The following is a 24,010-nucleotide window of genomic DNA, read 5'->3' as shown; positions in this document are numbered from 1 at the left end:
GGCATCCGTCTCGCCTGTGTCGCGCGACGCGGCTACGTTGGGGCGCATGACTTCTCGCGAGTACGACCTCATCGTGATCGGAGCCGGCCCCGTCGGCGAGAACGTGGCAGACCGGGCAACGCAGGGCGGCTTGTCGGTCGTCGTCGTCGAGAGCGAGCTCGTCGGCGGCGAATGCTCGTACTGGGCGTGCATCCCGTCGAAGGCGCTGCTGCGTCCGGGTGCAGCGCTGCGGGCCGCGCGGGCGGTCGGCGGGGCGGCACAGGCAGTGACCGGCGAGATCGATGTGGCGGCGAGCCTGCACCGCCGCGATGAGCTCGTGCATCACTGGGACGACACCTCGCAGGTCGACTGGCTGCACGGCGCCGGCATCGATCTCGTCCGCGGGCACGGGCGGCTCACCGGTGAGCGCGAAGTCACCGTCACCGACGCGGACGGCGTCGAGACGGCACTGGTCGCCCGCCACGCGGTCACCGTCTCCACCGGTTCGGCGGCGCTGCTCCCCGACATCCCCGGCCTCCGCGAGGTCCAGCCGTGGACGAGCCGCGAAGCCACCGGCGTGCAAGACGTGCCGGCATCCCTTGTGGTGCTGGGCGGCGGTGTCGTCGGCAGTGAGATGGCGACGCTCTTCACCTCGTTCGGCGCGACCGTCACGGTCATCGCGCGGTCCGGCCTGCTGGGGGGCGTCGAGCCTTTCGCGGGCGAGGCGGTCGCGAGGGCGCTGACGGATGCCGGAGCCGCCGTGCGCACCGGCGTCGAGGTCGAGCGCGCGGCGCGCGACGGCGACGGCGATGTCGTGCTGTCGCTGTCGGACGGCTCTGAGGTGCGCGCGGCCGAGGTGCTGGTCGCGACGGGACGCGTGCCCCGCACGGCCGACATCGGTCTCGAGAGCGTCGGGCTCGAGCCCGGTTCGTGGCTCGATGTCGACGACACGCTGCGCGTCCGCGGCGTCGACTGGCTCTACGCGGTGGGCGACGTCAACCACCGCGCGCTGCTCACGCACCAGGGCAAGTACCAGGCGCGCGCCGCAGGCGATGTCATCGCCGCGCGTGCGCAGGCGGCGGAGATCGACGACGCCCCCTGGGGCGCCCACGTCGCGACGGCGGATCACTCCGCGGTCCCGCAGGTGATCTTCACCGATCCCGAAGTGGCGTCGGTCGGTCACACCGAGAAGTCCGCGCGCGCGGCGGGGCTCGACGTCCGGGTCATCGACTACGACCTGTCGTGGCTCGCGGGCTCGAGCGAACTGGCCGACGACTACCAGGGGCGGGCGCGGGCGATCGTCGACGAGAAGCGGCGCGTCCTCGTCGGTGCCACCTTCGTCGGCCAGGACGTCGGCGAGATGCTGCACGCGGCGACGATCGCGATCGTCGGCGAGGTGTCGATCGAGCGCCTGTGGCACGCGGTGCCGTCGTATCCGACGATCAATGAAGTGTGGCTCCGCTGGCTCGAGGAGTTCGGCCGCTGATCGAGGTCCCATTCGAGCAGTCGGTACCGGCGGAGAGATGGATGCTGCGGCGCCGGAAAGTGCTTCGTCACTCGATCCTCGACCGCTACGGTGAGGGACATCACGACTTCCGATCGGGTGCTGGGGCGGGCCGAGGAGTTGCACACCCTCCGCGCGCTCATCACGCACGCGCGCAACGGGGTGAGCAGCGCGGTGCTCGTGCAGGGCGACCCGGGTGTGGGCAAGACGACACTGATCGAGGAGGTGATCCGCGACCTCGCCGATGTGCGGGTGCTCCGCATCACCGGCTACGAGGTCGAGTCGACCCTCGCATACGGCGCGATGCAGCGCCTGGGGCGACCGCTCGCCGGTTACGTCGATGACATCCCGCCGACGCAGCAGAGCGCACTGCGCGTGGCCGCCGGCCTGGCCGAGGGCCCCCCGCCGGAACGTGCGCTGGTGGGCCTCGCCGTGCTGTCGGTGCTCGCGCGGGCGGGGGACGACACCACCACCATCTGCGTCGTCGACGACGCGCACCATCTGGACGCGGAATCGCTCGAGGTGCTGGGGGTCGTCGCCCGGCGCCTCTCCGCAGAGGCGGTGGCGCTCGTATTCGTCTCGCGGGAGGACGACGGCGTCGACCGCGCACTCGCCGGGGTGCCGCGCCTGCGGTTGTCAGGACTGGACGCCGACACAGCGGCGACGGTGCTCCGGGCATCAGTGCGCGCCAAGATCGATCCTGCGGTCGTCGCCGAGATCGTGAGCTACACGGCGGGCAATCCACTGGCACTGCGGGACCTCGGCGAGCAGCTCTCGGCGCATGAGCTCACGTCGATCGCGATCGGCCGCGCACCGGCTCCGCTCGGTCCACGCCTTGAGGATCACTATTCGGCGCAGGTCGCGACGCTCTCACCGGCGACGCGGATGTGGCTGCTGCTGGCTGCGGCCGAGTCGACCGGCGATGCGGGCGTCGTGCGGGGGGCAGCGAGCGCACTGGGGCTCGCCGACGATGCGGCGACCGAGGCCGAGAGGCTGCGGCTGGTCGAGGTGCGTGAGCGGGTCAGGTTCCGGCATCCGCTCGTGCGATCCGCGGTGTACGGCGGCATGCCCGACGCCGACCGGCGAAGGGCGCACGCCGCGCTGCGCGACCAGACGGCCGGGCGCGGCCACCGCGAGCTCGCGGCGTGGCATGCCGCGGCGGCCTGCGCCGGCACTGATGCCGCCGTCGCCGAGGAGCTCGCCGTGGTCGCCGACCTCGCCGGCGCGCGAGGGGGTACGAAATCCCGCGCACTGCTGCTCGCGCGGGCTGCAGAGCTGGCCCCTTCGCCGCGGCTGCAGAGCGAGTGGCTCGTCGGCGCTGCCGAGGCCGCGATCGCGGCGGGCGCCGGCGTGCTCTCGCGCCAGCTGCTGGAACGCGTCGAACCGGCCTTTCTGGACCCCATCGGACGCGGTCGGATGCTGGTGGTCGAGGCGATCTGCACCATCTATCTGGCCGACCCGACCTCGATGCGAGACACACCGGCGGTGCTGATGGCGGCCGCCGACGAGTTCCGCGGCCGGGCCAGCGCCCTCGAGCAGAAGACGCTCCTTCTCGCCTTGAATTCGGCGATGTCCGTCGAGGACCGTGCTGTCGGCGCCCGCGTCGAAGAGCTCGCGGTGCGCATGCGTTCTGCTGCGGAGGGCGACGGCAGCGTGTACGCGATCGCGCTGCGGGCCATCGCCTCGTTCGCGCTCGACGACTACGTCGAGGCGCTGCCGTCGCTGCGCGAGGCGGTGGCGATGCTCGAGGGCCTCGACGACGATGTGCTGTTGGACTTCAGCTTCTACACCGTCGCTCCCTGCATCGCGACGTGGGACTGCGACGCGGCATCCCGTCTGCTCTCACGCACCGTGCGCCTGGGGCGTGAGCGCGGGGCGTTGCGAGAGGTGGACGGTGCGCTGTGGGTGCTGAGCGCGGTGGAGCTGTCGCGCATGAATCCGGCTCGGGCGAGTGAGTATCTCGCGCAGGCGGAGGAGCTTCGGCGCGCCCTCGGCTATGTCGACGAGCAGACCGTCAACGCTGCGCAGCTGGCATGGCAGGGCGCGCCGCGGGCCACCGTGGAGCAGATCATCGACGGCATGGGCGCGCTCGGCTACGGCGGTGTCGCGCGGATGGCTGTCGGCGCACTCGGCATCGTCGAGATCGCTGAAGGGGACTATGCCTCGGCGTTCGAGCGCCTGTCGCACCTGGTGGAGCATCCCTTTCTGCAGGCGAGCTTCCATCACATTCCCGAACTCGTCGAGGCCGCCGTGCGCAGCGGCAACGTTGCCGCGGCGCATACGGCGGCGGCCAGCATGCGGAGGTACGCCGCCGCGTCTGGGTCGCCGTGGGCACGCGGCCTCGCCGCACGATGCGATGCCCTTCTCGCCGGCGACGGCGACGCCGAGGCCCTCTACCTCGCGTCCATCGGGCTGCTCGACACTCCGAGCCATCGAGGCGACGCCGCCCGCAGCCGCCTCGTCTACGGCGAATGGCTGCGCCGCATGCGACGGCGCAGCGACGCGCGGGTCCCGCTGCATGCCGCCCGCGAAGCGTTCCTGGACGTCGGCGCGACAGGCTTCGCCGAGCGTGCGCGTCGCGAGCTGACCGCCGCCGGCGAGCAGATCAGCGAGCCCGCGCTACCCATGGGGCAGCTCACGCCGCAGGAGGCCGAGGTGGCGCGGCTCGCCGCGCGCGGAGCTACCAACGCCGACATCGGCTCTGCGCTGTTCATCAGCTCCAACACCGTGGACTATCACCTGCGCAAGGTCTTCCGGAAGCTCGGCGTCTCGTCGCGACGTCAGCTCACCGACCACTTCCCACCCCGCTGAGCATCGCCGGGACGGATGTCCCTGGCGCGTGGTGCCAGAGCTCTCGACGGCGGTGGCGACTACGTGCGCACGTGATGCGCGGGAGCGCTCCCGCGCCGGACCATGGCAGCACCGAAGGGAGCCGGCCATGCCTTACCTCACCACGGAAGACGGCACGCAGATCTTCTACATCGACTGGGGCGACGGGGCGCCCGTGCTGCTGAGCCACGGCTGGCCGCTCAACTCGGACGCGTGGGAGGCCTCGGCGCGGTTCCTCGCCGAGCGCGGTCACCGCGTCGTGGCGCACGATCGCCGCGGCCACGGCCGGTCGACCCGCAGCTGGAACGGCAACGACATGGACACCTACGCCGACGACCTCGCCTGTCTCGTCGATCGGCTCGATCTCTCAGGGCTGACTCTGGTCGGACACTCGACGGGTGGGGGCGAGGTCGTGCGGTACGTCGCTCGGCACGGATCCGCACGGGTGGCGAGGATGGTGCTCGTCTCTGCCGTGCCGCCGCTCATGGTGCACGCCGATGACAATCCCGGCGGGCTTCCCCTCGATGTCTTCGACGGGATCCGAGCCGGTGAGGTGGCGAATCGATCCCAGCTCTACCGCGACCTGGCCGATGGCCCGTTCTTCGGTCACAACCGTTCCGGCGCCATCGCGCAGGGCACCCGCGACGCGTTCTGGTCCCAGGGGCTCGCCTCGGGCACCCACAACGCCCACGAATGCATCGCGGCGTTCTCCGCGACGGACTTCCGGAAAGATCTTGCAGCGATCGACGTGCCCGTCCTCGTGATCCATGGCGACGACGACCAGATCGTGCCGTTCGAGATCAGCGGCCGGCTGTCGGCCCAGTTGATCCCGGATGCGCGGCTCGTGGTGTACGCCGGCGGCGCACACGGCCTGCCCGATACGGCGCGAGAGCGCCTCCACGCGGATCTGCTCGCCTTCATCGGCGAGTGAGCCGTCGCCCTCCTCGACCTGTGGTGATCGGCACCACGGCATTGCTACACGAATCCGGAAGGAAGAATCCATGTTCCGACACACGCGTCGCGTGGCGCTCGCCGCCGCGGCAGCGACCACGCTCGCCCTCCTGATCGGCGGGGCGGCGCTGCCGGCCACCGCCGAGCCGGCCGACACCGCACGGCCCTCCACTCCCAAGCCGACGATCGTGCTGGTCCACGGCGCGTTCGCCGACTCGAGCGGATGGTCGATCGTCGGCACCGCCCTGCAGGCGGAGGGCTATCCCGTGATCGCCTTCTCGAACCCGCTGCGAGGATTGACCTACGACAGCGAGTACCTGCGGCAGTTCCTGAGCACGATCGAGGGACCGATCGTCCTCGTCGGCCATTCCTACGGCGGTGCGCTGATCACGAACGCCGCCACCGGCAACCCGAACGTGAAGTCCCTCGTGTACATCGCCGCCTACGCCCTCGACGCCGGCGAGTCGGTCGCCCAGGCGAACGGGCTCGGCGGTGGTCACACCGATGTCACCGATCATCTGGTGGTGCGGCCCTTCCCGGGAGCGTCCGAGGGCGATGCCGACGCCTACATCGACCCGGCCGCCTTCCCCGAGCTGTTCGCACAGGATCTGCCGCTCGTCGTCGCGCAGAACATGGCGGCCACCCAGCGTCCGGGTGCGTTCGCCTCGCTGGTCACGCCGTCCGGCGAACCCGCGTGGAAGACGATCCCGAGCTGGTACATGGTCGCCACGCAGGACCGCATCATCCCGCCGGAGGCGGAGCGGGCGATGGCGGAGCGCGCCGGTGCGAAGGTCGTCGAGGTCAAGAGCTCCCACGTGCCGATGATCAGTCAGCCTCTGAAGGTGCTGTCGCTGATCAGATCCGCGGCCAAGTGAGGCGACGGATGCCGCGGCCCGGGTTCTCCGCCCGGGTCGCGGCATCCGTCGTTCCGGTCTCATCCCTGCGGCGGCGCGGGGTACGGGCGCTCCTGGAGGAGCTTCGCGAGATGAGCGGCGTTGCGGGCGAGGGTCGCCGTGGTCGACGCGACCTTCTCAGGCGTCTCGGGCAGGTCCTTGTAGTCGGTGGTCTGCATCGCCTCGCCGTTCCAGTAGACCCCGCCCTGCGAGGGGATGGTGAAGCCGACGTCGCCGAGCGCCTGGTAGAGATCGGCCGTGATGGCGTGAGCGCCGTCCTCATTGCCGACGACCACCGTCACCGCGACCTTGCCGGCGAGGATCGCGCGCCCCTCGTCGTCCGTCTCCGACAGCTCGGCGTCGAGGCGCTCGAGCACGCGCTGCGCGACGCTCGAGAGGTGTCCCATCCACGTCGGCGTGGCGAAGACCAGGATGTCGCTGGCCAGCACCTTCTCGCGGATCTGCGGCCACTGATCTCCGTCGCCCATGTCGGCTTCCACTCCCGGCCGGATGTCGAAGTCGACCACCCGGACCTGTTCGCCGGCGACGTCGTGCTCGGCGAGCGCGTCGAGTACCTCCTGGGCGAGCAGTTCGCCGCTCGAGGCATCCGGCGAGGGCTTCAGGGTGCAGTTCAGTGCGAGTGCGCGGAGCATGTCGATTCCTTTCGCGTCGGTGGGCACGCTACGGAACCCGCGGCGTTCCCGGCGGGGCCTTGACAGGGTCTCCCGCAGGTGGGTGGTGGTCGCGCGGGGTAGCCTTGCCCTCCCAACCGCTGCTCCTCAAGGAGGTGGCATATGAGGCCTGAGCCATCGCCGGTCGGCCCCGGTCAGGAGTCCGTCTGGGACTACCCGCGTCCGCCGCGCGTCGAACACGTGGCTCGACGTGCCGTGATCCGCCTGGGCGGTGAGGTGATCGTCGACACCGACGACGTCGTCCGCGTGCTGGAGACGAGTCATCCGCCGGTCTACTACCTGCCGATCTCCGCGTTCGCCCCGGAGGCGCTGACGCCGGGCGAGGGGTCGTCGTACTGCGAGTTCAAGGGCAGCGCCCGGTACTTCGACGTGCGCGGCGGGGATCGGCTGCGACCGCGCGCGGCGTGGGCGTATCCGCATCCCGCCGAGGGTTTCGAGTCCCTCGAAGGCCGGGTCGCGGTGTACCCCCGTGAGATGGACCTCTGCACGATCGACGGCATCGAGGTCCGGCCGCAACCTGGGCGGTTCTACGGCGGGTGGATCACCCCAGAGATCGTCGGGCCGTTCAAGGGGGAACACGGCTCCATGGGGTGGTGACGCTCCCGTCCCCGTCGGTGCGGGGCATCCGTCACCGCGATCTGCACAGCGAACACCCAGCCGGCTCCCTTGTCGAGCGATATATCGCTAGGTATCGTCGGCATATCGGCACACACTCGTTCAGGAGGTCGTCATGAGCGGTTCGTTCCCCGGATTCGGTTCCCGTCCAAGTGGTCAGGGCTCCGGTCTGCCCGGCAGTCTGTGGGATGCCATGGACCAGTTGAAGGATGCCTTCGAGCGCGGGTTCTCGCCGCGCGTCGGGCGCGGCGATGTGCGGGCCGCGGTGCTCGCGATCCTCGCCGAGAAGCCCATGCACGGCTACCAGATCATCCAGGAGATCGAGGCGCGCAGCGACGGCGCGTGGAAGCCCAGCCCGGGATCGGTTTATCCGACCCTGCAGCTCCTCGCCGACGAGGGCCTCGTGGCGGCGGAGGAGGCGAACGGCAAGAAGACGTACTCGCTCACGGAGGCCGGCCGCGCCGAGGCGGCGGCCGCCGACGGACAGTCCGCGCCCTGGGAGTCCTTCGGCTCCCGCGACACGGGGCGCACCAGCGCCCTCCCCAAGGCGGGCGCGAAGCTCGCGCAGGCGGCCGCTCAGGTCGGACGCGGGGGTACGCCCGAACAGGTGGCGCAGGCGGTCGAGGTGCTGGACGAGGCGCGGCGTAAGCTCTACTCGATCCTCGCTCAGGACTGAGGGGCAGGCCGGGTGCCGGCACGGCACCACGACCCGCGCGCCTATTGGCGCACGGTATTCCGGGCGACCGGGATCGCGGGCACGGCTGATGACCTGATCCGCACCGCCTAGGAGCTTCGATGGCCGACGTCGGGAACCCGCGCGCCCGCTATCGCCGGATCCTGCGGTTCGCCGGGCGCTATATGGTCCAGGCGTGGTGGTACGAACTGTTCCTGCCGCGGTTCGGGCTCGGCGCGCTCGCCGCCCGCGGACGCACCCGGCGGCTGCGCACCATCGCGCGCCGCTTCCACGCGCTGGCGGTCCAGTACGGCGGGCTCATGATCAAGGTGGGCCAGTTCCTGTCATCGCGCCTCGACGTCCTGCCGCCCGAGATCACGAAGGAGCTCGAGGGCCTGCAGGACGAGGTGCCGCCGGTCGCCTTCCCCGCGATCCGCGAGCTCGCGGAGGCGGAGCTGGGTGTGCCACTGAGCCGCGCGTTCGAGTGGGTCGATGAGACACCGGTGGCCGCGGCATCCCTCGGCCAAGCGCACCGTGCCCGGTTGACATCGGCAGACGCCGCGGAGACCGGGTTCGCGGACGTGGTCGTCAAGGTGCAGCGGCCGGGGATCGAGGCGATCGTCGACGTCGACCTCGCCGCCCTCCGGCGCGTGGCCGGCTGGCTCAGCCGGGTCAAGGTCGTGCGCGACCACGTCGACCTGCCGCAGCTCGTCGAGGAGTTCGCGCACACCAGCCGCGAGGAGATCGACTACCTCCACGAAGCCCAGAACGCGGAGCGGTTCGCCGCCGACGTCGCCGGTGACCCGCGCGTCGCAGCCCCCGAGATCGCCTGGGAGCGCACCACCCGTCGCGTGCTGACGCTCCAGGACGTCACCGCGATCAAGATCAACGACGTCGAGGGGCTGCGGGCGGCCGGAATCGACCCGGCCGCCGTCGCGGTCGAGTTCGCCAACGTGATGTTCGATCAGCTCTTCCTCCGGGGCTTCTTCCACGCCGACCCGCATCCGGGCAACATCTTCGTGACCCCGGTGACGCGCGCGGCCGGCGACACCCGGCATCCCTGGACCCTCACGTTCATCGACTTCGGCATGATGGGCGAGGTGCCCGACACGCTGCGGCACAGCCTGCAGCGGCTCATGATCGCGGTGGCCTCGCGCAACAGCCGGCAGATGATCGACAGCATCCGAGCGGTCGGTGTGCTGCTCCCGTCTGCCGACACCATCGAGCTCGAGCGGGCCATGACCACGCTGTTCGCCCGGTTCGGCGGCATGGGCTTCGCCGAGCTGCAGAAGGTCGATCCGCGAGAGTTCCGCGATTTCGCGAAGGAGTTCGGCGACGTCGTGCGGTCGCTGCCGTTCCAGCTGCCCGAGAACTTCCTGCTGATCATCCGGGCGGTCTCCCTCACGAGCGGGATGTGCAGCTCGCTCGACCCGGCATTCAACGTCTGGGATGCCGTGGAGCCGTATGCCGATCGCCTGCTCCGGGACGAGCGGGGCAACGTGGGCCGAGCAGTCGTAGAGGAGGCGGCGTCGATGGCGGGCGTCGTGGCTCGCCTGCCGCGGCGGCTCGACGACATGGTGACGCGCATCGAGGACGGACGGCTCGTCGCCGACGTGCCGAAGCTCGACCGGTGGCTGAAGCGCCTCGAGCGCATGGTCCGCCGCGTCGTCTCGGCCGTGCTGTTCGCCGGTCTGCTGATCAGCGGTTCGGTGCTGCGTGCGGAGGACCTCACGATCGGCACCGTGCTGATGGTCGCGTCACTGCTGCCGCTGCTGCACGCCCTGTTCGCGGGCTTCTCCGGCCGCCAGGGACCGTACGGCTGACCATTGCCCTCATGATCGGCGCGGAGGACACGCCACAGCCTCGTCCTCCGCGGGGAGGAACCGCACGGTGACGACGCCGGTCGGGGGTGACAGCTGGTCGTAACCGGTCCGTCCCGTGCGCGCAACCCCGAAGCGCGCACCGCGCCTTCCGCCTACCGTGACGGCATGGCTACCGACAGACGCGACCAGTACACGTTCACCAACCCCGCTGAGATGTACGCCGCCTTCGATCCGAAGAAGCAGCATCAGCCGGAGCCGGGACTCGACGCCGAGCTGGAGCCGAAGGCCGATCTCGGCGAGGACACCTATCGCGGCTCCGGACGACTCGCCGGCCGCAAGGCGCTCATCACCGGCGCCGACTCGGGCATCGGCGCCGCGACGGCGATCGCCTTCGCCCGCGAGGGGGCCGACGTGGCGATGTCGTACCTGCCGAAGGAGGAGAAGGACGCCCAGCGCATCGCCGGGCTCATCCAGGACGCCGGCGTCACAGCGCTCACGCTGCCGGGCGACCTGCGCGACCCCGGCTATTGCCGCGACCTCGTCGCGCGCGCCGTCGATGGGCTCGGCGGGCTCGACATCCTGGTGAACAACGGCGGCAAGCAGGTCTTCAACGAGGATCTGGCGACGCTCGACGATCAGCAGTTCGACGACACCTTCAAGACGAACGTCTACGCGATGTTCTGGATCACCAAGGCGGCCCTTCCGCACCTGAAGCCCGGCTCGACCATCATCAACACGACATCAATTCAGGCCTACAAGCCGTCCGAGATCCTCGTCGACTACGCGTCGACGAAGGCGACGATCAACGCGTTCACCAAGGCACTCGCGCAGCAGCTCGCGCCGAAGGGGATCCGCGTGAACGCGGTCGCACCCGGACCGATCTGGACCCCGCTGCAGGTGACTGACGGACAGCCGCAGGAGAAGATCGAGAGCTTCGGAGAGCAGACGCCGCTGGGTCGCGCGGGCCAGCCCGCCGAGCTCGCCCCGGCATATGTGTTCCTCGCGTCCGCGGAATCCAGCTATGTCGCCGGTGAGACGCTCGCGGTGACCGGCGGTTCGCCGACCCCCTGACCGCATCCCGGGCGAGCGGCGGGCGCCTGTGCGGATCCGGGGATGGCCGGGACCGCGGTGGCGGCATCCGTCCCGGAGAGGGGGCGGTCGTGGGCATCGGCCGGTCCGCGCCGCTGCTCTCTAGACTGCGAGAACGGATGATCGAGCCTCTGGGCTGGACGGACGAGTGGAGGAGCGGCGATGCAGCTGGGAATGGTGGGCCTGGGCCGGATGGGCGGCAACATCGTCCGGCGTCTGATGCGGGACGGCCACGAGTGCGTCGTGTACGACGTGAGCGCGGACGTCGTCAGCCGCCTGGCGGCGGAGGGCGCCGTGGGATCGGGCAGTCTGGCCGAACTGGTGGCGCAGCTCGAGGCACCGCGTGCGATCTGGCTGATGATCCCGGCGGGACTGACCGGGAAGGTCGTCGACGAGGTCGCGGCACTGCTCGAGCCCGGCGACATCATCATCGACGGCGGCAACTCGAACTACCGCGACGATGTGCGGCGCGCGGCGGCTCTGAAGGGCAGCGGCGTCCACTACGTCGACGTCGGCACGAGCGGGGGCGTCTTCGGGCTGGAGCGGGGGTACTGCCTGATGGTGGGCGGCCCCGACGAGGCGTTCCAGCGCATCGAGCCGATCCTCCGGACCATCGCGCCCGGCAGCGGCGAGGCGGGGCGCACACCCGGCCGCGCGGGAGACTTCGCTCCCGAAGAGCTCGGCTACCTCCACTGCGGGCCATCCGGCGCCGGCCACTTCGTCAAGATGGTCCACAACGGCATCGAGTACGGCGTGATGGCGGCGCTCGCGGAAGGACTGAACATCCTCGAGCACGCGGATGCCGGAGTGCAGGAGGCCGAGCATTCGGCCGAGGTGGCGCCGCTGGAGGAACCGGAGTTCTATCAGTTCACGATCGACACGCCGAAGGTCGCCGAGCTGTGGCGGCGAGGATCCGTGATCTCGTCGTGGCTGCTCGACCTGACCGCGGCGGCGCTCCAGGGAAATCCGACCCTCGAGGGCCTCGCGGGGCGCGTGTCGGACTCGGGCGAGGGTCGCTGGACGGTCAAGGCCGCGGTCGACACCGGGGTGCCGGCTCCGGTGCTCGCCGCATCGCTGTTCGAACGGTTCGCGTCGAGGGACGAGGACCAGTTCGCCAATCAGGTGCTCTCGGCGATGCGACTGCAGTTCGGCGGCCACCAGGAGCTGCCGGCGGGCGACGTGCTCGAGGCCGGCGGGCGTAAGTCCGAGTCCTCGAGCGGCGGGTCAGCGCAGATCGGACCGGCGTGACGAAGGTCGACCTGAAGAAATCGATCGACGCGTACACGGCACCGCGAGGGTCGTTCGAGATTCTCGACGTGCCGCCGATGCGCTACCTCATGATCGACGGCCACGGCGACCCGAACACCTCGGACGAGTACGGCGATGCGGTCGGAGCCGTGTTCACCGTCGCGTACAAGCTGAAGTTCCTGAGCAAGGCCGAGCTCAGCCAGGACTACGTCGTGATGCCGCTCGAGGGGCTCTGGTGGTCGGACGACTTGGCGACGTTCACGACGGAGCGCGACAAGTCGCGCTGGAGCTGGACCATGATGAGCCTGGTGCCGGGGTGGATCGACATGTCGCACTTCGAGCGGGCACGGCAGGCGGCGGCGGCGAAGGCTGCGTCACCGGCTCTGGAACAGCTGCGCATGGCGGAGCTGACCGAGGGGACGTGCGTCCAGACGCTTCACGTCGGCTCGTACGACGACGAGGCGCCCGTGCTCGACGAGATGCACCGCCGATTCATCCCCGAAGCGGGCCTGCGCATGCGGGGGCTCCACCACGAGATCTACCTGGCGGATCCGCGGCGCACCTCACCGGAGCGACTGCGGACGATTCTGCGCCAGCCGGTCGAACCGGCGTAGCCGGTCGACGCGGCCGGATGACTGTCGGCAGTCAGCCGGGGCCGAAGAGATCGGCCCCGGCTGACGACAGATCAAAGCGGCCGGATGTTCGCTGCCTGCATGCCCTTGGGGCCACGCTCGGCGTCGAATTCGACCTTCTGGTCCTCGCGGAGCTCCTTGAAGCCCTCGCCGGTGATCGCGCTGAAGTGCGCGAACAGGTCGGCCGAACCGTCGTCGGGAGCGATGAAGCCGTAGCCCTTCTCCGAGTTGAACCATTTCACGGTGCCAGTGGCCATCGTGTCTTTCCTTCTTTTTCGTGGGCCGTGTGAACGGCCGCGGGTGCCACTCGCGCGAGCGCGCAGTGGACGTGTGAGGCGCGCGTGATGCGCGGGTGCGACGGTGTGCGAGGCGAACGACGCGGCGACCGCCGCGGACGCCTGCGGGTGCGTGGAGTGCACGCCGAGCGGCGACCCGAGGGCGCTCTGCGCCTCGAAGCCGTGGGAGCCGACAGCGACGAATCCTGCATACTCGCCGGCGGCCGTCGCGACGAAGACGTCCGGGTCGGCCTGGTGCCAGGCGAGCACGGGATGTGCTGGTGCTGCGGTGGAAGTGACGGAAGTCAAGGGAACTTTCAGAAGGTGCGCCTTCGCGAGGAGGAGAGGGGCACGGAAATCGATGGGAGTGAAACCGCACGCGGCGGTGGGCGTCGGAAGCTCTGCATTCCTCGTTGATGGCAGAGGATGTCGACAAAACAGCCCGATCGGGCGTTCCAGGTTAGCACGGCTGTCTGTGCAGTGCGCACCTGTCGGTACCGGAACCGGCGGGCCGGACGAGACGCGCTCCGCCACGGCCTACTTCGCACGCCCATCGGCGGCGCCGGCGGCCGGGGCCGTGCCTGCTCCAGGGGTCGTTGCGGCGCGCGGTGCCGTCTCCGAACCGTCGCGGGGACTGCGGGAGATGAGGTTGGTCGCCCAGCGTTCGTTGAAGCCCGCGAGGAATCCGACCGAACCCCAGAAGAACCAGCTCTCCACCCGACCCTCGGGAATGGTGAACACCGTTGCGGCCAGGATCCCGCTCTTGAGCAGGAACACGACCGCCGCGGCGAAGAACCACCCGAGGAAGATGCGGTATCGCGCGGCCCCGCCGGCGGCGACCTCGATCGGGAGATCGCCGAGCTTGTGCATGCGCAGCAGCACGCTCACGCAGGCTCCGGCGGCGCCCGCCCCCACTGCGACCAGCACGTCGCGCAGCGCGTCGGCCTGTTCCGTGGGAATCGGGCCCCCTCGCCAGAGCGTGATGACGGCCGCACCGCCGCCGCCGATCAGCCCCAGAACGAGGAAGGTCAGGATCACGCCGCCGAGCAGGCCCCGCGCGTACCTCCGCCGCGCGAGCTCGCCCTCGCGGCGTTTCAGGAAGTCCTCCGCGTAATCGAGTCGGGCCTCGAGCGCCGCGATGTCGGCCGTCGGCGATCCCGGGCGTGCGAAGCCCTGTGCCGCGATCCGGACCGCTTCGCGGACGAGCTCGTCCAGCGTCGCGATGTCGTCGCCGCGCAGCACGAACTGCCCGCGCAGGAGCACCTCGTTCAGACGACCGAACTGTCGAGGCGCATAGGCGGCGACCTTGCGAGCCGCGGCCCGGAATTCGGCGTCGTCGCTGCGCAGCAGGCCGATCGGGGGTTTCTGGAGCGCCCGGCGTTCACGCTCGGCCGCTCGGGATCTGGCGCGGTTCGGAATGCGGGCCAGCTGGATCGCCGACCACGTCGACCAGGATGTGTCGCCGATCCACCCTGTCCGCAGTGGGGCTTGCGCTGCTTCGGCCACGATCGCTCCTCTCCTTGCGCCGCGCACACGTGGCGATGCTGAGATGAGGAGGCGGCGCAAGGCGCAGATACACGGATGCCGCGACCCGTCGGGTCGCGGCATCCGTCGTCTCGTGCCTGCGGTGCCCGGTCACCGACCGGGCCTGTCGTCACGCGGTGGCGTCAGCGCGCTTGGGCAGCACCCAGCCGGCACGCGGGAAGTGGCACGTGTAGCCGTTGGGGATGCGCAGCAGGTAGTCCTGGTGCTCGGGCTCGGCCTCCCAGAACGGGCCCGCGGACTCGATCGTGGTGACGGCATTGCCCGGCCACAGCCCCGACGCGTCGACGTCGGCGATGGTCTCGCGGGCGACCTGGTCCTGCTCGGGGGAGAGCGGGAAGATCGCCGAGCGGTAGCTCGAGCCGATGTCGTTGCCCTGGCGGTTCAGCGTCGACGGGTCGTGGATCTGGAAGAAGAACGCGAGGATGTCGCGGTACGTCGTCTTGGTGGGGTCGAAGACGATCTCCACCGCCTCGGCGTGCCCGGGGTGCTTGCGGTACGTCGCGTGCGCGTTCTCGCCGCCGGTGTAGCCGACGCGGGTGTCGAGAACGCCGGGCTGGCGGCGGATGAGGTCTTCCACGCCCCAGAAACAGCCGCCGGCGAGGACTGCCGTCTCGGTGCCGGGGGTGCGGGTGATCTCGCCGGTGTCGAAGGGACCGCTGGTCATGATGCGTGCTCCTGGTTCTGGGTGGTGAAGAAGTGTCGGTAGGCGCCGTAGCCCTCGTCGTCGAGCGACGAGGCGGGCACGAAGCGCAGTGCGGCCGAGTTCATGCAGTATCTCAGGCCGCCGGCCTGCCGTGGGCCGTCGGGGAAGACGTGACCGAGATGGCTGCCGGCGCCCGACGAGCGCACCTCGGTGCGAGGCAGGAGCAGCTTCCAGTCCTTCTTGGTCGCGACGGCATCCGGCTCGATCGGCTTGGTGAAGCTCGGCCATCCGGTTCCGCTGTCGTACTTGTCGGTCGACGAGAAGAGCGGCTGGCCCGAGACGACGTCGACGTAGATGCCGGGCTCGTGGTTGTTCCAGTACTCGTTGCGGAAGGGAGGCTCGGTGCCGTCCTCCTGCGTGACGTGGTACTGGGTGGCGGTGAGGCGGCTGAGCGCCTCGGAAGTCTTGCGGTAGTCGTTGCTCACGATTCCTCCTCGGATGACGTCGCTGGCTGCGGCGTCATAGAGGAAGAACGGATGCCGCACCGCTTTTGGTCCCGCGAACCTGTGAGCCAGCTTCGAGTTCGTCGGGCTCATGGAGCTCACTCCTGCTCCACCAGCCTGACCCGCGCGACGACGAGACCGGCGACGAGGCCGCCGAGCCCGCCCGCGGCCATGTCGCCGATCGAGTCCCGGTAGGTCACGAAGATGCCGGGGTCGACGAACGTCTTGCCGACCCACTCCGCCATCTCCCAGACGGCGCTCAGCGCCAGGCCGATGCTGGTGACCAGCACGATCGGCGTAACGGGGCGGGTGGTCGGTGCGAGGGGCGTCGGCACGATCGCCAGCCTCGCCAGCAGGATGTAGGCCATGGCGGCCAGTACGCCGGTGCAGACGAAGTGCACGACCAGGTCCCATCCCGGCACTGTCTCGTAGAGGCCGAGCACGTTGCTCCAGGCCGCGACGAGCACGGTGAGGCAGAAGACGACGTCGAACGCCGGGCGCACCCCGACGAACCGGGGAACGACCAGCGCCAGCAGCGTCAGAGCCAGGATGCCGGCGTCGGCCGGGCTCCACCAGACGAGGGCCGCGACGACGCTCAGCGGCCCGAGTAGCCGCACCGCGTCGGCCACCCACTCGGCGGCGCCCTGCGGCGGCCTGAGGAAGCGCGCCTTCACGCGGTGTCCCGCCGCACCGGGACGCTCACGACGGCCTGGACCGGAAGATGGTCCGAGGGCCATACGCCGCGATGCCGGAAGGTGTTGATGCCGGCGCGCTCCACCTGCACGTCCGGCGTGACGACGATCCAGTCGATGCGAGGGCGCGTCGGGCGCGGCGGACGGTAGCTGGCGAAAGTGCCGACGGATGCCGTCACCCGGCGCGCCGCGGCGGTCCACGCATCCTTGAGTCCGCCGTCGTCGAGCAGCGCTCGCAGGGTGCGCGACGTCTCACCCGCGTTCAGATCGCCGGTCAGGATGCTGGGGCCCCGGCCCACCAGCGCCCGGAGCACGTCGACCGAGCGCATGCGCGAGCGAGGGGAGAAGGGGTCCAGGTGCGTATTGAGCGCAGTGAGCGCGGCTCCCGTGCGACGGTCGCGGAAGCGCGCCGTCACCACGACGCGGGGGATGAGGTTGCCCCACGAGCGGGAGCCGGCGGCGTGCGGGTGATCCGAGAGCGCGCTCTGCTCCCAGTCCAGGAGCTCGAGCCGGTGGGTGTCGAAGAACACCGGGCAGCCCTCGCCGGCCCCGCGCGGGCCGTGACCCCGGCCGACGAACCGGTAGCGCGTGCCCAGCGCGGCCAGCACGGCTGCGGCCTGGTCCGGCATCGCCTCCTGCACGCCGAGGATCGCCGGCTGCTCCGACTCGAGCAGTGCCCGAACCGCCGGCGCGCGATGCCGCCAGCGATCCGCCCGGCGCCACCCGTGGCCCGTCATCCGGCGCCGGATGTTGAACGTCATGACGTGCAGGAAGGGCGGCTCGACGGGGCCGACGAGCGGCATGGCAGGCCCCGGGTCGACCGTCCTGTCTCGTCGGTGCATCCCTCACCGTAGGCAGATCGCGGAGCGAGGCGGGAGGGGCTTGCGTCGCGGCGGGTCTGTGGGCACCCAGCGCTCAGGCCGACCCGAGGCCACCGCTCAGCCGCCCGTGGAACGACGCCGCGGCGTCGCTCATGCCCTCGAGCACGACGGTGGTGCCGCGCTGCTCGTACTTCGTGACGATGGCGTCGAGCGCGGCGACGGTCGAGGCATCCCAGACGTGCGTGTGCGACAGGTCGATGACGACATGAGCGGGATCGGCGGCGTACTCGAACTGCGTCGTGAGGTCGTTGCTCGAGGCGAAGAAGAGCTCGCCGTCGACCCGGTACCGCGCGGTGTCGCCGTCGACCGTCCGGCTCACGGTGGTGAAGTGTGCGACCCTGCGGGCGAACAGCACCATCGCGGCGAGCACCCCCAGCACCACGCCGATGGCGAGGTTGTGTGTCCAGACGGTGGCGACGACAGTCACGAGCATCACGAAGGTCTCGCTCAGCGGCATCCGTCTCAGCGTCGCCGGCCGGATGCTGTGCCAGTCGAACGTCGAGACCGACACCAGGATCATCACGGCGACGAGCGCCGCCATCGGGATGAGGCCGACGATGTCGCCGAGAGCGACCACGAGGATCAGCACCCACACGCCCGCCAGGAACGTCGAGATGCGGGTGCGGCCGCCCGAGGTCTTCACGTTGATCATCGTCTGGCCGATCATCGCGCAGCCGCCGGTGCCGCCGAAGAAGGCCGACGCGATGTTGGCGACGCCGAGCCCCCACGCCTCGCGCGTCTTGCGGGAACGGGTGTCGGTGATGTCGTCCACGAGCTTCGCGGTCATCAGCGATTCGAGGAGGCCGACGAGCGCTGCGGCGAAGGCGTACGGCGCGACGATCTGAAGGGTCTCCCACGTCAGGGGCACCTCGGGGATGAGCAGTTCGGGAAGGCTGCGCGGCAGCTCGCCCTGGTCGGCGACGTTCGGAACGGCCGAGAGTCCGAACACGACGACGGCGGCGGTCAGCAGCACGATCGCGATGAGCGGTGCAGGGACGGCGCGCGTGATCCGCGGCCAGACGAACAGGATGCCGAGCCCCACGGCCACCAGCACGTACACCGCCCACGGCACGTCGATCAGCTGCGGCATTTGCGACAGGAAGATCAGGATCGCCAGGGCGTTCACGAACCCGACCATCACGCTGCGCGGGATGAAGCGCATGAGCCGCGCGACGCCGAGCACGGCGAACAGCACCTGGATCACCCCTGCGAGCACGATCGTCACGATGAGGTAGTCGGAGCCGTGCTCGCGCGCGACCGGGGCGATGACGAGCGCGACCGCTCCCGCGGCGGCGGTGATCATCGCGGGGCGCCCGCCGGTGAACGCGATGACGGCCGAGAGCACGAACGACGAGAACAGCCCGACCCGCGGATCGACGCCGGCGACCACCGAGAACGCGATCGCCTCGGGGATGAGGGCGAGTGCCACCACGAGTCCGGCGAGCACCTCCCGCGTGAGCAGCCGGGGGCGGCGCAGCGCCTGCAGCACGGTGGGCTCGATGCGGTAGCGATCGGCGGATTCAGCGACGGTGGACACGGGGGACGACTCTAGCCGTGCGGGATCCGCCCGCGCCTGTATCCAACACCGCAGCGGATCTCAAGGGCCTGCCCGGGACGCGAGCGGACCGGCAGACTCGCGGCATGGATTCCACGGACTCTCATGCGATCCCGGATGCCGCGGGATACGGCATCCTGCCCCACCCGAGGGGGAAGCGATGAAGATCACCGACACGAGCGACCTCTGGTGGAAGAGCGCCATCGTCTACTGCCTCGACGTCGAGACCTACCTCGACTCCGACGGCGACGGCACGGGCGACCTGCAGGGTCTGGCGCAGCGGATCGACTACCTCGCGCAGCTGGGGGTGACGTGCCTGTGGCTGATGCCGTTCTATCCGACGCCCGATCGCGACGACGGGTACGACATCACCGACTTCTATGGCGTGGATCCGCGGCTGGGCAGTCACGGCGACTTCGTGGAGGTCATCCGCACCGCCCACGACCGCGGCATGCGGGTGATCGTGGATCTGGTCGTCAACCACACCTCCGACCGGCATCCGTGGTTCCAGAAGGCGAAGCGCAGCGTGAACTCGCCGTACCGCGACTTCTACATCTGGCGCGACGATCCGCCGCCCAAGGGCCAGAAGAACACGGTGTTCCCCGGCGAGGCCGACGGCATCTGGACGAAGGACGATGCCTCCGGGCAGTGGTACCAGCACAGCTTCTACGAGCACCAGCCCGACCTCAACATCGCGAACCCCGTGGTGCGCGATGAGCTCGCCCGGGTGATCGGCTTCTGGCTGCAGCTGGGGGTGTCGGGCTTCCGCGTCGACGCCGTGCCGTTCTTCCTCGAGATGCCGCCCGGGGCGCAGATCCCCGACCCGCACGAGCTGCTGCGCGACTTCCGGCGCTTCCTGCAGCGCCGCTCGAGCGAGGCGATCCTGCTGGGGGAGGTGAACCTGCCGTACGACCAGCAGGTCGCCTACTTCGGCGGGGGCGACGCGAGCGAGCTGTCGATGCAGTTCGACTTCGTCGGCATGCAGGCGTTCTACCTCTCGCTCGCGCGGCAGGATCCGGCTCCGCTCATCAAGGCGCTGACCTCGCGGCCGCAGCTTCCCGACGAGGTGCAGTGGGCGAACTTCCTGCGCAACCACGATGAGCTGACGCTCGACAAGCTGACCGACGCCGAGCGGGAAGAGGTGTTCGACGCCTTCGCGCCGGACGAGCGGCAGCGCGTGTTCGGCCGCGGCATCACCCGCAGGCTGCCCCCGATGCTGGGTGACCCGCGACGCATCCGCATGGCCTACAGCCTCATGTTCACGCTGCCTGGCACACCGGTGATGTTCTACGGCGAGGAACTCGGCATGGGGGAGAACATCGACATCCCCGGGCGCAGCGCGGTGCGCACGCCGATGCAGTGGACCGCGGAGAAGAACGGCGGCTTCTCGCAGGCCGCACCGTCGCGGCTGATCGCCCGACCGCCGGGCGACGGCTATGCACCGCAGCACGTCAACGCCGCGGATCAGATCGAGGACCGCGAGTCGCTGCTGCACTTCTTCCGCGATCTGATCTCGCGATACCGGATCTCACCCGAGCTCGGGTGGGGGGCGTTCGAGGTGCTGGAGCAGCCTGTCGATTCGCTGCTGGTGCACTCGCTCCGCGCGGACGTCGGGCGGATGATCGCCATCCACAACTTCACCGACGTGCCCGCGGCGACGAGCTTCGCCTTGCAGGACGAGCCTGAGGGCACGCGGCTCGTCGATCTGCTGGGCTCGGACCGCATCCCGCTCGATGAGCGCGGAGGCGTGCAGCTGGAAGTGCCGGCGTACGGCTATCGGTGGCTGCGCGTGTCGAGGCCGGGGGACGGCCGGGTGTCGTAGCGGCGGCCGGCCACCCGGCGTCGCACCCCGCGCAGCAGCCGCCGCGTCCAGCGCACCGGCGGGAAGTCGTGCGGGAAGTGCACCAGTACCGTGCGCAGTCCGCGGGCCGCGCGACGGCCGAACGCCTGCCCGGGGGCGAACGGCCGCATGGAGATGCCCATCCGCGCGCCCGACAGGTGCCGGATACGGCCCCGCTCACCCAGGTGGAAGGCGAGGTCCATGTCGTCGTGCAGCTCGGCATCGAGATGCACGGACGAACGGATGCCGAGCCACGCCGCGCGACGCAGGCCCATGTTCGAGCCGAACAGCGGGAGATGCCCGAGAGTGGGGATCATCACGGCGGCGTAGGTGCCGAGGTAGAGCGTCGCCAGCGGTGTGCGCAGGAGCGCCGGACCGTCGATGAAGCGGGCGGCCCCGGTGAACGCGGCCACGCCGCGACGGGCGGCGAACGCGACCGCCATCGCCGCCGTCCATGACTCATCGGGCACGCAGTCCGCGTCCAGCCGCAGGATGAGGTCGCCCTCTGCGGCGTCGTATCCGGCGGCGCTCGCCGCGGGGATGCCAGGGGCCTCGCAACGGACCAGGCGGGCGCCGAAGGCGCGGGCGACGTCGGCGGAGGCATCCGTCGATCCGTTGTCGACGACGATCACCTCGTCCGCCGGAACGGTCTGGCGCGCCAGTGCACGCAGGCATCGTGCGAGCTCGGTGTCGTCGTCCTTCACCGGGATGACGACCGATATCCGCGCGGCGTTCGGCATGCCGCAAGTCCACCCGACGTGACCCGTCGCCGAGAAGACCCTTGACTGCCGCAGCGTTCGTGGAGCACGCGGGGAGTCGTCCGATCCAGCATCGATTCCTCGTCCCGCGCCGTTAACAGGCCGACGGCTTCGTGTCAACGGGCAGATGCCGGGGGATGCTCTGCCTACGCTGAAGGGGTAACAAAATGCAGTGCCGTACGAAGCGGTCGAGGATCGGCGTTCGGGTCGCCGTTCAAGACTCCCGCGAGCGTGCTGACGGTCCCGGTGGGAGGGCTACCCACCGGGACCGTCGCTGCATCCGCGCGGCTCGCGGCGTCTGCCGCGGCATCCATCGCGATTATCCTGGCGAGATGCACCGCATCTTCTCGCTGAGCTTCGCCGTGCTCTATCCGCTCTACGTGACGAAGGTCGAGAAGAAGGGGCGCACGACCCAGGAGCTCGACCAGGTCATCGAGTGGCTCACGGGCTTCGACGACGCCGAGCTGCAGCAGCACATCGCCGAGCACACGACGCTCGAGGACTTCTTCGCCGACGCCGACCTCAACCCGAACGCACCGCTCATCACCGGCGTGATCTGCGGGATGCGGGTCGAGGAGATCGAGGACCCGCTCATGCAGAAGATCCGCTACATGGACAAGCTCGTCGATGAGCTGGCCCGCGGAAAGGCGATGGCGAAGATCCTGCGCACCGCGTGAGCCCTTCCGGCGTCGGGGGCCCTGCTACGTTCGGAGCGACCCCGATCGAGGAGAACAGCATGGAGCGCAGCAGCTGGGTGCTGGTGGACGGCGAGAACATCGACGCCACCCTCGGTGGATCGATCCTGGGCAGGCGTCCACTTCCCGAGGAGCGGCCGCGGTGGGACCGCCTGCTGACGTTCATCTCGGATCGCTGGGGCCGGCCGGCGAAGGGACTGTTCTTCCTCAACGCGAGCACCCACCTGCCGATGCCGTTCGTGCAGGCGCTCCTCGCGCTCGGCTACCAGCCGGTGCCGCTCTCAGGGCCGGCCGACGAGAAGATCGTCGACATCGCGATCCAGCGGACGCTGCGGGCGCTCGCCGACCGTGACGACGACGTCGCCCTCGTCAGCCACGACCGCGACTTCGCCGAAGATCTTGCGCGGCTCGCCACGAACGGGCGGCGCGTCGGCGTCGTCGCGTTCCACGAGTTCCGCAGCACCGAGTTCACCGGCATCCCCGGTCTCGAGTTCTTCGACATCGAGTACGACGCCGAGGCCTTCGACGCTCCGCTGCCGCGGGTGCGCGTCATCCCGATCGAGCAGTTCGACCCGGCCGCGTTCCTGCGCTGACTCAGTACCAGCCGGTCGACTGCGAGTGGCCCCAGGCGCCGCACGGGGTGCCGTAGCGGCCAGAGATGTAGCCCAGGCCCCACGCGATCTGCGTGGCGGGGTTGGTCTGCCAGTCGGCGCCGGCGCTGCCCATCTTGCTGCCCGGGAGCGCCTGAGGGATGCCGTAGGCACCGCTCGAGCGGTTGTAAGCCTGGTAGTTCCAGCCCGACTCCTTGTTCCACAGCGACACGAGGCAGCCGAACTGGTCGTCGCCCCAGCCGTAGTTGCCGAGCATGGCGCGGGCCGTGGCCTGCGCGTCGGCGGGGCTGGTGCCGCCCACGGCGCCGCCGGTGGCGTACACCGGCCGAGGCGCCGACGACCCCGAAGACGACGACGACTTCTTCGCAGCGGCGGCGGCCTCGGCGGCCTCGGCGGCAGCCGCTTCGGCGGCGGCTGCGGCGGCGGCGGCCTCAGCCTCCTTGCGCGCCTTCTCCTCCGCCTCCTGCTGCGCCTTGAGCGCGACGGCGGCGTCGAGGCGGCCACGCAGGCCCTGCGTCTGCTCGCCGACCGACGCGGTGAGGGTGGTCACGGCATCCGCGAAGTCGGTCGAGTACATCGCCGGCAGCGACTGCGCGCGCTCGAGCTGCACGACGGCGGCTTCGAGCCCGGAGGTGTCGACAGTGGTATCGGGCGTCCCGACGTCGAGACCCGACGCGGCGATGTCCGAAGCGATGGCGCTTGCCGCCGTCACAGCGGCGTTCGCCTCGGCGACGGCCTGCTCGACGGCGGATGCGGCGGGCGCTGCTTCGACCGTCGCTGAGGGCGACGTCGTGTACGACGCCAGCGTGAAGCCGGCGAGGGAACCGGATGCCTCAGCCTGCGATGCGGGAGCTGCCGTGGTGAATCCGGCAGTGGCCAGCACGCCGATCGCGAGCGTCGCGGCCAGCAGCGCGGGGCGGCGGCGAAGGCGGCGTTCAGCGCGGCGGAGAGTGCGGCGGGCGGGCAGGTGGGGCATGTGGTTGCGCATGAAAGACCGGGTTCCGTATCAGCGAAATGCGCCATCTTGCAGCGCCTCGTGCCCGTTCGGGCGGGCACAAGTCCCCGAGTCTCCCCGGCGTTTCTG

Annotated in this window: 23 protein-coding genes; 13 read left to right on the top strand and 10 right to left on the bottom strand. The window is 70.3% G+C overall.

Annotation, left to right across the window (positions count from 1 at the left end; translation table 11 throughout):
* The first annotated feature begins 46 nt into the window (after positions 1 to 46).
* From B1729_RS07085 to B1729_RS07070, 4 genes are all read left to right on the top strand, one after another.
* Entirely contained in the window at positions 47 to 1,465 is a 1,419-nt protein-coding gene (locus B1729_RS07085; protein WP_163631539.1) for an NAD(P)/FAD-dependent oxidoreductase, read from the top strand.
* A gap of 90 nt (positions 1,466 to 1,555) precedes the next feature.
* Positions 1,556 to 4,294 carry a LuxR family transcriptional regulator gene (locus B1729_RS07080; RefSeq protein WP_163631536.1) on the top strand — a complete coding sequence of 913 codons (2,739 nt, stop codon included), beginning with the start codon at positions 1,556 to 1,558 and terminating at the stop codon, positions 4,292 to 4,294.
* A 127-nt stretch (positions 4,295 to 4,421) separates the two neighbouring features.
* Complete coding sequence (locus B1729_RS07075) at positions 4,422 to 5,243, top strand: alpha/beta hydrolase (protein WP_163619156.1); 822 nt, start codon at positions 4,422 to 4,424, stop codon at positions 5,241 to 5,243.
* 70 nt (positions 5,244 to 5,313) lie between these two features.
* On the top strand, positions 5,314 to 6,138 hold the full coding sequence (locus B1729_RS07070; RefSeq protein ID WP_163619158.1) for an alpha/beta hydrolase: 825 nt from the start codon (positions 5,314 to 5,316) through the stop codon (positions 6,136 to 6,138).
* Positions 6,139 to 6,197: 59 nt separating this feature from the next.
* Here the strand turns inward: B1729_RS07070 and B1729_RS07065 are convergent, their stop codons facing one another.
* The gene (locus tag B1729_RS07065; protein ID WP_163631533.1) at positions 6,198 to 6,809 is read right to left on the bottom strand and encodes an NAD(P)H-dependent oxidoreductase; all 612 of its coding nucleotides are present in this window, start codon (positions 6,807 to 6,809) and stop codon (positions 6,198 to 6,200) included.
* A gap of 141 nt (positions 6,810 to 6,950) precedes the next feature.
* On the opposite strand from B1729_RS07065, the gene B1729_RS07060 reads away from it, so the two are divergent.
* From B1729_RS07060 to B1729_RS07035, 6 genes are all read left to right on the top strand, one after another.
* Positions 6,951 to 7,445 (top strand): DUF427 domain-containing protein, encoded by a 495-nt coding sequence (locus B1729_RS07060; RefSeq protein WP_163631530.1) that lies wholly within the window; start codon positions 6,951 to 6,953, stop codon positions 7,443 to 7,445.
* Positions 7,446 to 7,578: 133 nt separating this feature from the next.
* Entirely contained in the window at positions 7,579 to 8,139 is a 561-nt protein-coding gene (locus tag B1729_RS07055; RefSeq protein WP_163619164.1) for a PadR family transcriptional regulator, read from the top strand.
* A gap of 119 nt (positions 8,140 to 8,258) precedes the next feature.
* Positions 8,259 to 9,959 carry an AarF/UbiB family protein gene (locus tag B1729_RS07050; RefSeq protein WP_163619166.1) on the top strand — a complete coding sequence of 567 codons (1,701 nt, stop codon included), beginning with the start codon at positions 8,259 to 8,261 and terminating at the stop codon, positions 9,957 to 9,959.
* A 213-nt stretch (positions 9,960 to 10,172) separates the two neighbouring features.
* Complete coding sequence (locus B1729_RS07045) at positions 10,173 to 11,030, top strand: SDR family oxidoreductase (RefSeq protein WP_163631599.1); 858 nt, start codon at positions 10,173 to 10,175, stop codon at positions 11,028 to 11,030.
* A 180-nt stretch (positions 11,031 to 11,210) separates the two neighbouring features.
* Positions 11,211 to 12,296 carry a phosphogluconate dehydrogenase (NAD(+)-dependent, decarboxylating) gene (gnd, locus tag B1729_RS07040; RefSeq protein ID WP_163619167.1) on the top strand — a complete coding sequence of 362 codons (1,086 nt, stop codon included), beginning with the start codon at positions 11,211 to 11,213 and terminating at the stop codon, positions 12,294 to 12,296.
* Entirely contained in the window at positions 12,293 to 12,910 is a 618-nt protein-coding gene (locus B1729_RS07035; protein WP_239526078.1) for a GyrI-like domain-containing protein, read from the top strand. The genes gnd and B1729_RS07035 overlap by 4 nt, the downstream gene beginning before the upstream one ends.
* A 71-nt stretch (positions 12,911 to 12,981) precedes the next feature.
* Here the strand turns inward: B1729_RS07035 and B1729_RS07030 are convergent, their stop codons facing one another.
* The 7 genes from B1729_RS07030 to B1729_RS07000 all read right to left on the bottom strand — a co-directional run bounded on the left by B1729_RS07030 (position 12,982) and on the right by B1729_RS07000 (position 19,004).
* On the bottom strand, positions 12,982 to 13,185 hold the full coding sequence (locus tag B1729_RS07030; RefSeq protein ID WP_026059428.1) for a cold-shock protein: 204 nt from the start codon (positions 13,183 to 13,185) through the stop codon (positions 12,982 to 12,984).
* 555 nt (positions 13,186 to 13,740) lie between these two features.
* Positions 13,741 to 14,709: a hypothetical protein gene (locus B1729_RS07025; protein WP_163631527.1), complete on the bottom strand. Its 969-nt coding sequence runs from the start codon at positions 14,707 to 14,709 to the stop codon at positions 13,741 to 13,743.
* Positions 14,710 to 14,857: 148 nt separating this feature from the next.
* Positions 14,858 to 15,412 (bottom strand): peptide-methionine (S)-S-oxide reductase MsrA, encoded by a 555-nt coding sequence (gene msrA / locus B1729_RS07020; protein WP_163619171.1) that lies wholly within the window; start codon positions 15,410 to 15,412, stop codon positions 14,858 to 14,860.
* Positions 15,409 to 15,876 (bottom strand): peptide-methionine (R)-S-oxide reductase MsrB, encoded by a 468-nt coding sequence (gene msrB, locus B1729_RS07015; protein ID WP_163631597.1) that lies wholly within the window; start codon positions 15,874 to 15,876, stop codon positions 15,409 to 15,411. Before msrB ends, msrA begins: the two co-directional genes overlap by 4 nt.
* Positions 15,877 to 15,992: 116 nt before the next feature.
* On the bottom strand, positions 15,993 to 16,568 hold the full coding sequence (locus B1729_RS07010; protein WP_163631524.1) for a hypothetical protein: 576 nt from the start codon (positions 16,566 to 16,568) through the stop codon (positions 15,993 to 15,995).
* On the bottom strand, positions 16,565 to 17,428 hold the full coding sequence (locus B1729_RS07005; RefSeq protein WP_239526080.1) for an endonuclease/exonuclease/phosphatase family protein: 864 nt from the start codon (positions 17,426 to 17,428) through the stop codon (positions 16,565 to 16,567). Before B1729_RS07005 ends, B1729_RS07010 begins: the two co-directional genes overlap by 4 nt.
* Positions 17,429 to 17,501: 73 nt before the next feature.
* On the bottom strand, positions 17,502 to 19,004 hold the full coding sequence (locus B1729_RS07000; RefSeq protein ID WP_163631521.1) for a SulP family inorganic anion transporter: 1,503 nt from the start codon (positions 19,002 to 19,004) through the stop codon (positions 17,502 to 17,504).
* 178 nt (positions 19,005 to 19,182) lie between these two features.
* On the opposite strand from B1729_RS07000, the gene B1729_RS06995 reads away from it, so the two are divergent.
* Positions 19,183 to 20,844, top strand: coding sequence for an alpha-amylase family protein (locus B1729_RS06995; protein WP_163631518.1), 1,662 nt, complete (start codon positions 19,183 to 19,185; stop codon positions 20,842 to 20,844).
* Here B1729_RS06995 and B1729_RS06990 read toward each other — a convergent pair.
* Positions 20,796 to 21,602: a glycosyltransferase family A protein gene (locus B1729_RS06990; protein ID WP_163631515.1), complete on the bottom strand. Its 807-nt coding sequence runs from the start codon at positions 21,600 to 21,602 to the stop codon at positions 20,796 to 20,798. The two genes, B1729_RS06995 and B1729_RS06990, sit on opposite strands and share 49 nt — an antisense overlap.
* 350 nt (positions 21,603 to 21,952) lie before the next feature.
* Between B1729_RS06990 and B1729_RS06985 the strand changes: the two genes are divergently transcribed.
* Positions 21,953 to 22,297 carry a DUF2200 domain-containing protein gene (locus tag B1729_RS06985; protein ID WP_163619179.1) on the top strand — a complete coding sequence of 115 codons (345 nt, stop codon included), beginning with the start codon at positions 21,953 to 21,955 and terminating at the stop codon, positions 22,295 to 22,297.
* 59 nt (positions 22,298 to 22,356) lie between these two features.
* Positions 22,357 to 22,908 carry an NYN domain-containing protein gene (locus B1729_RS06980; protein WP_163619181.1) on the top strand — a complete coding sequence of 184 codons (552 nt, stop codon included), beginning with the start codon at positions 22,357 to 22,359 and terminating at the stop codon, positions 22,906 to 22,908.
* A 1-nt stretch (position 22,909) separates the two neighbouring features.
* On the opposite strand, the gene B1729_RS06975 is transcribed toward B1729_RS06980, so the two are convergent.
* Positions 22,910 to 23,902 carry a lytic transglycosylase domain-containing protein gene (locus B1729_RS06975; protein WP_239539475.1) on the bottom strand — a complete coding sequence of 331 codons (993 nt, stop codon included), beginning with the start codon at positions 23,900 to 23,902 and terminating at the stop codon, positions 22,910 to 22,912.
* Positions 23,903 to 24,010 lie beyond the last annotated feature (108 nt).

Source organism: Microbacterium sp. B35-04 (assembly GCF_010634885.1).
GTDB lineage: Bacteria > Actinomycetota > Actinomycetes > Actinomycetales > Microbacteriaceae > Microbacterium.
Note: the sequence above shows the minus strand (reverse complement) of the source record. Positions and strands in the feature narration are given on the sequence as shown.